Genomic DNA, 12,584 nt, shown 5'->3' on the forward strand with positions numbered 1-12,584 from the left:
AATCCTTGATATAGTGAATATCAATATACTGTACACATCTCAGAGAACATCATCATGACCTTAATGTTTCCTATATTACTTGGTTTATTGCTTGCTGGTATTGCGTTACTTATTTTCTTTAAAATCAAAGGGAAAAATATTCCGACCGCCATTATTATATTGTTAGGTTTTATGACGATATGCTTTACTGGGATATATGCATTTTTACAAAAAACTGAAGATTATAATGCATATAAACGACTACAATGGCAGCCTCTCAACCCTGCACAGATAGCCCCATTGGTCGATCAAGGTTATACCGTTTTTGTCGATATATACGCTGACTGGTGTTTACCGTGTCGAAGCAATAAAGCGAATGTCACTCGTCGTGAAACGATAGTAAATGCATTAGAAGCAGATAATATTGTACTAATGAAAGGAAACTGGACAGAGCCCAACCCCATGATTGAAAGCTATGTAGGCAAAAATGGTGGAATGGGTACACCATTTAACAAAGTCTATGGTCCCAGTCATCCTCAAGGAATACTACTTCCTGTAGAGTTAACCATGAACGCTGTATTTCAATCTTTAGAAGCAGCTAAGTAATCAGTCTGATTAAGATAAGTTAAATGTAAACCTACCTATCAGCCAATAAAAAACCTTGCCAACTGGCAAGGTTTTTTATTAAATCATATCCATAAACTTAGAATACATAACTAACTTTACCGTAGTAAAAACCGCCATTGTAATCAAATGGACCACTTTCATAGTAAACTGCACCTAGCACACCTTGAGTACCATCTTTTAACTCTTGTGCTTCTTGATCAAACAAGTTGTTTGCTCCGACAGAAAGGGTTAACTGATCGAACATTGTGTAGCTAACCTCTAAATCTACTGTCACTGCAGAATCAGCCGTTTCAGAACCCCAGTCAGAAGTATCATCTGCATGAGTAGCGTAGTATTCACCGAAGTAATTACCACGTAATGAAACGTTTAAATCATCCCAAGTTTGATTCCATGTCAGGGTTGCACGATGAGCTGGAATACCATCTTCTAGACGGCGTACCTTACCCTCATCAGTTGTATCCGGATCGAACTTATCAACGTTTGTATCTGTCCAGCCATAAGCAAGACTGAACATTGTGTCACCAGACATCAACTCTGTCTCGTAAGAGCCGACAATATCCACACCCTGAGTCGTTGTATCAAAATCATTGGTGTAATAGGTCACCGCTGAAATCAACTCAGGAAATTCAACACCTGCATCACGTAAGTCATCATAATCTTCAGCTTTCACTTCGATTTGACTTGATTGCGCAATACGACCTGTCACTTCAATATTGTAGTAATCAACTGTTAAGAAGAAATCTTCATACTCAAATACTGTACCAATTGCATAGTTTACAGATTCTTCAGGTTCTAACACTTCACCGCCATAAAATGCCGCCAATGGATCCGTTGGAGGTGCAATAAATGTCTGAATCAAATCGCCATTTACAATCGATGTTTGCGTATTCACAACATTTTCCTGACCTACAGTCGGCGCTCTAAATCCAGTACTGTGAGATGCTCGCATAGACCAATAATCAGTAAATGAATATTGGGTTGAGATTTTATAATTTAACGTATCACCAAATGTCGAGAAATCTTCATATCGAAGTGCAACACCTAATAACCAGTCATCTGTTAAATAGGCTTCAACATCAGCATAAATACCAATGTTACTACGATCATTTTTACCTGCTGCTTCTGGACCAAAGCCCTTAAAACCATGTGAGCCGATATTAAAGCCTTGATCAGCATAAGGACCAGCAATCCAAGAGGCTTCTTCACCTTGAGTAATTTCAAATGATTCTTCTCTCCATTCAAAACCTGTAGCAAAGCTAATATCTTCAACTGAACCTAGGGTAAAGAAACGAGAGAAATCCAAATTGACCGTTGTTTCAACCTGCTCATAAGCACCAGTATCAAAATCTGTTTGCGTATCTTCAGGGTTAGCAGCAAGGCCAAGTGAAGGGTTTAAAGAATTATAAAGACTAAAGCTAGATTTGTTTGAACCTGTGCCAGCACTAGCATCATAATTCCATTCACCCATCTCACCTTCAAAGCCGAAGAAGAAAGACATATCTTCAATCGTACCGGCAAATTGTGGCGTGTAACCACCTGGACGAACTTGGTTCATAGAGAAACAGTTAGGATCCGCAACCATAGCGGCATACTCTGGCGTATCAAGTACATTAGGAACATTTGCAGGAACAACATCACAAGTTGATTGGTCTCCATTGACCGCACCGACTAATAAAGTTTCTCCGCCGTCAACTGAATAGACATTGCCACGATTGTGAGGGTTACGGTAGTAGAAGCCACCAATTGCTTCTCTTGATGAAACGTTACCAAATGCATAAACCCTGTGTTTGTCATTAAAATCAAAACCAAGATTAGCAAAAATGGTGTAATCATCGTTTATTTCTGGATTACCCCATACTTGTGCAGGGTCATTGACAAAAGTGTTGCCTCCCGCAATTAAACCCGCAGCATCCGGACGCTGTACGCTTCGACTTGTAGCATCAGCGGTTTTATATTGTGCACTAATATTCACGAAACCAGCATCTGTTAGTGGTAACCCGATGTTACCATCAACTGTCGTTGTTGCGCCGTCGCCTTCATAATACTCACCATGGCTGACACTAATTGAGCCACCTTCAGCGCTATCTTTTAATTGGAAGTTCATCACCCCTGCAATTGCATCTGAGCCGTATTGTGCAGCAGCTCCATCACGAAGTACTTCAACTTGCTTTAAAGCAATACTTGGAATGACTGAAATATCAGGCCCTTGAGCACCATCGTTAATACCACCACCTTGGAAAGCAATTACCGAAGCGCGATGGCGACGTTTGCCATTCACTAAAATCAAAGTACTATCTGATGGAAGACCACGTAAATTTACTGGACGAACTAAGGTTGCAGCATCACTAATTGGTTGTGCACGAGAGTTAAAAGAAGGCACAGAAGTAACTAACATATCAATCATGTCAGTTGAGCCATTTTTCCTTAAATCATCAGCGCTAATAATATCCACAGGTACTGGGGACTCACCCACTGAACGAGGTGCAGCGCGACTACCCACAACAGCAATTTTTTCTACATTTTCTGCGACTTCTTCATCTTCGGCCATTGCTTGTGTTGACATAACAGAGCCGGCTAAAGCCACTGTTACAGCAAGGCTTAATGAATTTAAGCCAAACTTCCTTTTCTTTAAATTAGTCATCATTGGTGTCTCTTTATTTATTATAATTTCATGCTTGTGACAGGTGTTTAAATCAATTCAATGACGTAAACATCGTCTCTCCCAAAATGAAGTAACTCCATTTGCAGTTACATTTTTATAACAAATAAAACACAATTGCTAATAATTTCTATTATTTATCAAAATAATCAACGCCTTTCAGCCAATAAAAAAGATAAATTAACTAAATATATATAGAAAAATACAACTAAGCAGCATATTAACCTGCAGATTAGGCGTTACTTAATTAGTAACACCATCCAGATAACTTTATTTAGTTTAAAAAACCAGCATTAATACCTTCGTTGTACAAGTATAAAATTACATATGTAGAGTAAAAACTCTATATATATTAATGTGATAATAAAAATATATCGCGAATTCTGTTGACCTTTTGAGCACAATAGCTCTAATCTAAACGCTCGTTTGATTATCAGAAGAACAAACACAATAAAGGTGATAACCATGGCATACGACGCAGATACAATACTTAACCTAGAAAAGTATCAATCGCTGGTAGATTTAATTGAACAAACTTGTCAGCAGTATGGAGACAATGTCGCTTACGCCTGTTTGGGCAAGAAAACCACTTTTAATGAGATTGAAGCTGCATCACGTCATTTTGCCACTTACTTACAGCAACACAGTGGACTTGAAGTGGGAGATAGAATTGCAATTCAACTTCCCAATATTACCCAATTTGTCATTGCAGCTTACGGCGCGATTCGAGCAGGGCTGATTATTGTTAATACCAACCCGTTATATACCGAGCGTGAATTAATTCATCAATTTAATGATTCTGGTGCCAAAGCCTTGGTGGTGTTATCGGATTTACTGCCAACACTAAATAACGTCATTGAACAAACTTCAGTATCGTTAGTTATTAGTACGCATGCATTGGACTTGATTAATCCACAACCTCAAGCTGATACCCCGTTTGAAAAGATTGAATTTAATCAGATGCTCGCACTTGGCGCGCAATCAAATTACACCCCAGTAAAACCATTACAAACTGATCTTGCCGCACTGCAATACACTGGTGGTACCACAGGGTTATCAAAAGGCGCAATGTTAAGTCATCGCAATATGTTAGCTAACTCAGCGCAAGTTAAATCTCGTATCGCTAGCACCATGACGCCAGGAGAAGATATTTTTGTTGCGCCTTTACCGATATATCACATCTATGCATTCATGGTGAATCTAGTCCTGTATTTTGAATCAGGCAGCTGCTCGGTACTCATTCCAAACCCACGTGATATTAGTGGCCTTATAAAGACCATGGCCAGCTACCCATTTACAGGTTTTGCCGGCCTAAATACCTTATTTGTTGGCTTATGCCACCAGCCAGAATTTCAAGCTCTCGACTTCAGTAAGTTAACCATTACTATCTCTGGTGGTACCGCTCTCACTAGCGCGGCAGCCAATATTTGGCAACAAACCACCAATTGCATGATCTCAGAAGGTTACGGTTTATCAGAGACATCACCAGTTGTAAGCCTTAATGCTCCGGGTTTTCAGCAGCTAGGTACCATAGGTAAACCCGTACTTGAGACTCAAGTAAAGATCCTTGATATCAATGATGAAGAAGTACCACTCGCAGATGCGGGTGAATTAGCAGTAAAAGGGCCACAAGTTATGCAAGGCTATTGGCAACAGCCAGCTGAAACAGCCAAAGTGATGACCCAAGATGGTTTCTTTAAAACCGGTGATATTGCTGTCGCGACAGCTGATGGCTTTCATAAAATAGTTGACCGTAAAAAAGACATGATCATCGTATCTGGCTTTAATGTGTACCCTAACGAAGTTGAAGACGTATTATCGCAAAATGAATTAGTACTTGAATGTGCAGTTGTCGGTGTAGCAGATGACAAGTCAGGTGAAGCGGTCAAAGCTGTTATTGTATTAAAAGAAGCGACAACTGATGAAGCGCAAACTAAGCAACAAATATCTGACTATTGCCGCAGTCAATTAACCGCTTATAAAGTACCGCGCATCATTGAATTTACACCCCAGTTACCTAAAAGTACTGTGGGCAAAATTCTAAGGCGTGAACTCAGAAAGTAATCTCATTAAGTCGCTAATATTTCATTGGCAAGTCTTAATAAAAAACGCCACTATCAGCTTAGATAGTGGCGTTTGCTTATGTTAACACTCTTGTTGTTATTGCTTAACTCATGTCAATTACGATTACGGTTAACTACTCTGCTCTGTCAGTAACTGCAAGCTGGCAAACTCTTGGTAAACATCACTAGACTGCATTAGCTCTTGATGTGTCCCTATGGCAACTATTTGGCCTTTTTCAAGCACGACAATTCTGTCGGCATTAATCACTGTCGCGAGTCGATGAGCGATAATGAGCGTTGTTCTCCCCTGCATTAGGTTGTCTAACCCTTGCTTAACCTTGACTTCGCTCACAGCATCTAACGCACTCGTCGCTTCATCTAATAACAATATTGGTCTATCGGCTAATATTGCCCTAGCAATGGCTATACGCTGCTTTTGTCCACCAGATAACTTAACCCCACGCTCACCAAGATAAGTATCATAACCGTCCGATAACTCCTGGATAAACTCATCCGCTTTTGCGGTAATGCAAGCTTGCTGCACTTGCTCTTTTGTTGCATCAATACGACCGTAGCGCACGTTTTCAAATACACTGGTGGCAAATATGACTGACTCTTGAGGTACCAATGCATATTGCGCCCTAAGCTGCTCTAGACTTAACCTCGATACATCAATATCGTCTAACTTAACCATACCTGCTTTAGGCTGATAAAAGCGCAGTAATAGCTCAAACAGCGTGCTTTTACCTGCACCACTCTCGCCCACTAAGGCCACCCTTTCGCCTGCTGATATTGTAAGGTCAATGCCTTTAATGACGTCTTCTTTACTACTTGGATAGGCAAAACGAAGCGCTTCAAGACTCAAACACCCATTGATGTTGGCAGGTAAAACTACAGGGGTTGTCACTTCGGGGATATCAACCGGAGTACGTACTAACTCAATCAGTCTTTCTGCAGCACCTGAAGCACGCTGTATTTCACTAAAGACTTCGCTGATTGTGGCAACTGAACCTGCTGCCATCACCGCGTAAAACATAAAGGCAGACAATTCACCCGCACTGATATTATTTTGCATTACATCTTGTGCGCCTACCCACAAAACCAAGGCTATTGCTGCAATACTTAAGAACATCACTGACGAGATTAAAATTGAGCGATATAAAATTCGCCCTTTCGCTGCGGTCATAACCGATTCAACTTGGCTAGTAAACTCGGTTCTATCTTTACGCTCATGCCCATAAGCCTGCACGGTATGGATCTCATGCAGAGTTTCATCAATATATGCGCCTAAATCGCCGACTTTATCTTGGCTCTTACGTGAATACTGACGCACTTTTTTGCCTAAAAAGATCACCGGAATAAACACCATTGGCACAGCGAGTAACACTAGTCCTGTGAGTTTAAGACTGGTTATCGCCATCATCACAATAGCACCGAGCACTGTCACAGTTGAGCGAAATGCCATTGATAAACTACTGCCAACAACACTTTGTAATAGTGTGCTGTCAGCGGTAAACCTTGATATGACTTCACCAGTACGCTGCTCGGCAAAAAATGCAGGGGATAAATTCAATAAATGGTTGTAAACAGTCAAACGAATATCAGCGATAACTCGTTCGCCAAGCCAGGTCATTAAGTAAAAACGACAAAATACGGCACCGCCGCTAATGGCCGTGATGACTAATATGAACAGTACAATTTCATTAAGGCGCTCAGCGTTATCAGCCAAGAAGCCTTCATCCACCATCATCCGCACGCCTTGACCTAAAGAAAGCCAAGCAAAGGAGCCAATAAACAAAAAGATTATTGCTGCAAACACTTTTAGTTTATAAGGTTTGAGAAAATCAAATATCCAAGGTAATACAGCAATAGAAGAGGAAGTATTAGATAAGAGAGCCTCTGTTGACGCTCTCTCTTTTGAATTCGGCACAGTTTACATCCACCAGAAACTAAGTTAATTAGGATAATAACAACAAAAACAAGTAATGTAGATGTATTATCAATCGGCGTTATGTATCAACACAACCTAAAATGCTGCTACTATTGTTAACAACATAAGTAAGCCAAAAATAATAACATTACATAGAAATACATTTTAAAATATATGAATAAAACATTATTTTGCTCACCTAAAAATCACTCAGCCCAATTCAGTTATTCGAAAAAATCATTTGGTTTCACATTAATTGAACTGGTTGTGATTATCATTATATTGGCTATTTTAGCCATAGTAGCTAGCAGCAAATTTATTGATTTTAGAAAAGATTCTATTGTCGCAACAATGGATGGAATGGAAAGTGCCATGCAGTCGGCTGCAACACTTACCTATTCAAAAGCATCTATCGCTGGCGTTGAAAAACTAGCCACATCAACTCTAAGTATTAACGATATTGATGTTGAACTAGCCTACGGTTATCCAGATGGCACCGCTGCAGGTATTGATTTACTAATGGACTTCCCAGAAGGGGACTGGAACAAACGTCCAAGCATATTTGATGGCGCTTGGATTTATTGGCATGGCGTTATCACAGAAGATGCAGGTCAAGCAGCTTGCTATTTACGTTATCGACAAGCTACTTCAGCAAGTGCAAGACCTATTATTAATGTCGTCACCAATGGCTGTTAACGACACACCATCTTATTTACAGCATTAAGCATCAGGGTATCTTTTTTCTATACTTTTTAACGAGCGTAGAAATATCCCTAACCCACCGACACTTAACACCAATATAACGATTAAATCGAACGCGCTCATATGGCTAAAGCGGAAATTGATTGAACTTATCACACCAAATATCAAGCCGACTAATGAACCAAAAGTGAGGATCCAACCAAAGATATTCTTAGCATTATAAAACATCAGTCCAATACCAAACATGAATGGGATCATGATCATGCCACTGGTTAACCCAACCCCGCCCACATTATAAAGGCTATGACTAAAGCCGAATGAACTGGTCACTTTTATCGCTTTTAATAGCATATAAAAGCCACCACACATCATAATTAATCCAATAAAAAATGAGCCAATCCCACCTGATGTTCCACCTGCACCGTTCATATCATTCCTTTGTTTTGAGTAAAATTACTATTTCTGTATTGAGTGTTTATCGGCTTACTTCTTCAAGCACTTGACCTGTTGCACCGCTAGGTTGAGTGATCCGTAATTTATTCGATAAGGTTGGCGCAATGTCATATGGCGTCACCTCACGATCAATACGTTGACTTTTAATATTATACCCAGCAAAAATAATTGGTACATGGGTATCGTATCGCCAAGGTGAACCGTGTTTAGATGCGATAACCAAACCTTCTAAATCATTAATATACTTACGTGGAGCAAACACGATATAAACGTCGCCAGAACGCTGTCGATGATGGTTGTTCATTACCAGCTGCCCGACTCGGGTTGGCGGAACATTATTCAACTCAATATCAGTCGACGTAATGGCCATTTCGACCCCTTTTACTTTCATCACTTCTTGGGCTATCGCGGTTTGCACTTGTGCAAGAGACAGATTCTTTTTGGCAATTAATTCACGGTCTAAATAAATATAAGGCTCTGAAAACAAAGTTATTACATCATCATTTAAACCAAACTCTTGTTTTAAGCGTTTTTTAACCCCTTGGTTTAATAAGCTATCAACTTCAAAGTATCCCGCATCGTGATACCCGATATCATGCACATGTGGCGCAGTTTCTGGTACACCGTGATCTGCCGATAACACTATCAAAGTATTTTCTAGACCGACTTGCTTATCAACATGACTGAATAGATCGGCAAGGGTTTTATCCAAACGCAGTAAGTTATCTTCGGTTTCCAGACTATTGGAGCCAAACATATGCACGACATAATCATTAGACGAGAAACTCACCGCTAAAAAGTCAGTATGCTTATTTTGTCCTAATGCTTCTTTAGATAATAAGGTTTTAGCAAAATCTGCAGCCAGCTCATCCCCTGCAGGGCTTAAGGTTAATTTTGTCGTGAAATACTTACTATCACCTGCACCGTAAGGGTGAGGAAATTGGTTATTAAATCCTGCTAAGTCAATTTTATGAGTCGCGGATGAATCGACTAAGGTATATTCTTTTTTCGCTAAACTTAACTGCCAACTTTTGTCTGAGTAACGCTTGTAAAGCTTACTGTCATTCCAATCATTAACCCACTGAGGATATTGCGGGTAATAATAGTTACTTGTGGCAAACTCACCTTGACTCTTAGAAAACCAAAAAGCTTTTCCCATATGCCCTGCAAGTGAAATCGCGCCACGATCTTTTACGGATACGGAGTACACTTTTGATTGACCATTGGTCGCCACCATCAGCTCGTCAGAAAACGTAGTACTCAGCATTGGAATTGGAGAACGTCCATCCATTAAAGCCGTCTTCTGAGTTGGATCTATTTCAGTTGATTTATCAACGCCAGCATTCGCTGACAACATATGATAATTTTCATCTTCAACATTATAAACGAGGCGTTCTTGGCTTCGGTCATACCAAACATTACCCACCATGCCATGCACACTGGGTGTCGCGCCTGTCGCAAGCGATACGTGGCCTACAATCGTTTCAGTGTTACTGTGTTGATAATGGGCATTAGTATAATGAGTGCCTTCATCAAGCAGATACTTAAACCCATTATCACCAAAGTTATGCTTGTAGCGATCCAGTAAATCACCTCGTAGACCATCTACGGTAATTTGTAGAATTAATTTAGGTGGTGTTTCTGCTGAAATTGCCGCCAGTGGGCTTAAACTCGTCATGCACGCCAAAGCATATAAAGACAAACTAAGTTTATTCATTAGGACTCCGCGATTTAAAAATAGAACGTTCCATATTCATTTAAAACTAGTTAGCATCTTTTGCTAACCTTAGCCCTAAATCAGACATTAAGATGGACTGACTTGCAAAGTCTCGTCGAAAGTTTTCAGACTCGTTGGCATCATAAGCAAAGCTGCCACCACGGGTAGTTTTATGGGCTAAATTGATATCTGAATGCTGAGCATTATTAGGATTATGCTTAGGCGATACTCGATAAAAACCTTCATCAAATTTATCAATAACAAACTCGCCAACATTACCTGTCATGTCGTAAAGGCCAAGTTCATTTGGCTTTTTGAGCCCTACAGGTTGTGCACGATTATTAGCATTTTGGGCATACCAGCCAACATCATCGATATTGTTCGAGCCACTGTAAGTAAAGCCTTTAGATTTATTGCCACCAATGGCAGCAAATTCCCACTCTGCTTCAGTAGGTAAACGATAATTATCGCCAGTTAATTCGTTTAAACGTTCAATGAAATATACCGCTTGCTGCCAACTTAAATTATTAACTGGTACTTTAGGGTTAACAAAAAAGCTATTTGAACCACCCATTACTGACTCAAACAGTTCCTGAGTCACTTCAAATTTTGAAATATAAAAACTATCTACACTGACTTCATGAGCCGGCTGTTCTGACTTTTTAGCTGTTTCCAAATTGGAACCCATGACGAAGGAGCCGCCATCAACTAACACCATGTCAGCCATAATCGACACAGAAATTGGGTGAGATGAAATGTTAGTGGTGCTGCAAGCGCTTAAAAAAACAAGACATGTTGCGCCAATCACTCCCGACACTATCGTGCGAGTGCTCTGCAGTAATGACGGTTTAACACTATGGTTAATGTGACCAAGATTATCACCAGCTTGTTTCATATATTTCCCATTATTAATCCGCTGTTTTAAGTAGCAATTATAAAACGCTATATCGATTTGTTAACCAAACTAATGGTTATATTGGATATAGCCGAATTGAGCTTATATCATCAAAGTGAATAGCTTACAATTTACCTCAATTGATACAAACCTGTCAGCTTACATACGATACAAAGCAATTCTGTACAAAACAGACACGCTCAGCCATTAAGAGGTAGTGATATGAAGATAACTCAAGGTCCACAATTTAATGGTAAAGCCTCAAAACGTATGCACGTCATGGCAAAACCCATTGGCGCTGTGTGCAACATTGATTGTGACTATTGTTACTACCTCAGTAAACAAGACTTGCTAGAATATAAAAAAGGCTGCTCCCCTGAAATGGATGAGGCCTTACTAGAAGAATATATTCAGCAATATATTCTTCAGCAGAACACACCAGAAATCATCTTCTCTTGGCAAGGCGGTGAGCCGACGATGCTGGGGCTCGATTATTTTAAAAAAGTCGTTGAGTACCAACAAAAGCATTGTCCGAAAGGGGTTGTCATCTCTAACGATTTGCAAACCAACGGCACATTGCTTAACGACGAATGGTGTCAGTTTTTTAAAGCAAATAACTTCCTGATTGGACTGAGCATTGATGGTCCAGAGCTGATGCATAACACTTACCGCACCAACCGTGCTGGTCGTGGCACATTTAGACAAGTCATGCTTGCGGTAGAACTGCTGCATAAATATGAAGTCAGGTTCGCAACATTAACCTGTGTCAACAAAGTGACCAGCCAAAGCCCTGTTGAGGTGTACCGCTTTTTACGCGATGTGGTGAAGTCTCCGCAAATGCAATTTATCCCAATTGTTGAGCAGAAAACCTTCAGAACCGATGCACCTCAAACCGACACTAAAGCTCCGCAATATCGTCAAGGTGATAAACGTCTTATTCCGGGAAACAAAAGTTCTGTAATGGAGCCGTGGTGTGTTTCAGATGAAGCATGGGGTAACTTCCTCATTGCTGTATTTAATGAATGGGTGATGCATGATTTTGGTAAAATCATGGTGCAATATTTCGAAGCCAGTGTTGAAGCCTGGATGGGCAATAAAAATCCGTTATGCACTTTAGGTCAAGTCTGTGGCAAAGGCTTAGCGCTCGAGCCTAATGGTGATGTTTTTGCCTGTGATCACTATGTCTACCCTGAATATAAAATTGGCAATATAAAAGACACGCCTTTAGCTGATATGGCATTTTCAGAAAAACAGCAAAGTTTTGGTTTAGCAAAATCACGCGGGATAAACTCCCAGTGCAGCCAGTGTGAGTATCAGTTTGCATGTTATGGCGAATGCCCTAAAAACCGCTTTATCAGCAGCCGTGATGGTGAGCCGGGCCTGAATTACTTATGTGCAGGCTGGAAAAAGTTTTTCGCCTATATCGATAAACCTTTAGCGTACATTTTACGCAATACAGGCCACCCTGTCGCACACGGTAAATATAGCGATAAGTTAATGCAACAAGCCACAAAAAACCGATAACGTTTACCTTTACATATTATTTTTAATAGAGGGTA

9 protein-coding genes are annotated in these 12,584 nt (G+C 40.2%); 4 read left to right on the plus strand and 5 right to left on the minus strand.

Going from position 1 to position 12,584, the window contains the following annotated elements:
• The first annotated feature begins 54 nt into the window (after positions 1-54).
• Positions 55-585: a thioredoxin family protein gene (locus tag LMH66_RS01725; RefSeq protein WP_102529865.1), complete on the plus strand. Its 531-nt coding sequence runs from the start codon at positions 55-57 to the stop codon at positions 583-585.
• 97 nt (positions 586-682) lie between these two features.
• Here LMH66_RS01725 and LMH66_RS01730 read toward each other — a convergent pair whose 3' ends face one another.
• Positions 683-3,250, minus strand: coding sequence for a TonB-dependent receptor plug domain-containing protein (locus LMH66_RS01730; RefSeq protein WP_102529866.1), 2,568 nt, complete (start codon positions 3,248-3,250; stop codon positions 683-685).
• A gap of 480 nt (positions 3,251-3,730) precedes the next feature.
• On the opposite strand from LMH66_RS01730, the gene LMH66_RS01735 reads away from it, so the two are divergent.
• Entirely contained in the window at positions 3,731-5,329 is a 1,599-nt protein-coding gene (locus LMH66_RS01735) for an AMP-binding protein (RefSeq protein WP_229368006.1), read from the plus strand.
• A 129-nt stretch (positions 5,330-5,458) separates the two neighbouring features.
• Here LMH66_RS01735 and LMH66_RS01740 read toward each other — a convergent pair whose 3' ends face one another.
• The gene (locus LMH66_RS01740; RefSeq protein ID WP_229368168.1) at positions 5,459-7,198 is read right to left on the minus strand and encodes an ABC transporter transmembrane domain-containing protein; all 1,740 of its coding nucleotides are present in this window, start codon (positions 7,196-7,198) and stop codon (positions 5,459-5,461) included.
• Positions 7,199-7,432: 234 nt separating this feature from the next.
• Between LMH66_RS01740 and LMH66_RS01745 the strand changes: the two genes are divergently transcribed.
• On the plus strand, positions 7,433-7,954 hold the full coding sequence (locus LMH66_RS01745; protein ID WP_229368009.1) for a prepilin-type N-terminal cleavage/methylation domain-containing protein: 522 nt from the start codon (positions 7,433-7,435) through the stop codon (positions 7,952-7,954).
• A 24-nt stretch (positions 7,955-7,978) separates the two neighbouring features.
• Here the strand turns inward: LMH66_RS01745 and LMH66_RS01750 are convergent, their stop codons facing one another.
• The 3 genes from LMH66_RS01750 to LMH66_RS01760 are packed head-to-tail and all read right to left on the minus strand — an operon-like array spanning position 7,979 to position 11,025.
• A complete protein-coding gene (locus tag LMH66_RS01750) occupies positions 7,979-8,389 on the minus strand; it encodes a hypothetical protein (RefSeq protein ID WP_229368010.1) in 411 nt (136 codons plus the stop codon).
• Positions 8,390-8,435: 46 nt separating this feature from the next.
• Entirely contained in the window at positions 8,436-10,130 is a 1,695-nt protein-coding gene (locus LMH66_RS01755; RefSeq protein WP_229368012.1) for an alkaline phosphatase family protein, read from the minus strand.
• A gap of 46 nt (positions 10,131-10,176) precedes the next feature.
• On the minus strand, positions 10,177-11,025 hold the full coding sequence (locus tag LMH66_RS01760) for a formylglycine-generating enzyme family protein (protein ID WP_229368014.1): 849 nt from the start codon (positions 11,023-11,025) through the stop codon (positions 10,177-10,179).
• 222 nt (positions 11,026-11,247) lie between these two features.
• Between LMH66_RS01760 and LMH66_RS01765 the strand changes: the two genes are divergently transcribed.
• Positions 11,248-12,549 (plus strand): anaerobic sulfatase maturase, encoded by a 1,302-nt coding sequence (locus LMH66_RS01765; RefSeq protein WP_229368017.1) that lies wholly within the window; start codon positions 11,248-11,250, stop codon positions 12,547-12,549.
• Positions 12,550-12,584 lie beyond the last annotated feature (35 nt).

The organism is Shewanella sp. 10N.7, assembly GCF_020806285.1.
GTDB lineage: Bacteria > Pseudomonadota > Gammaproteobacteria > Enterobacterales > Shewanellaceae > Shewanella > Shewanella electrodiphila.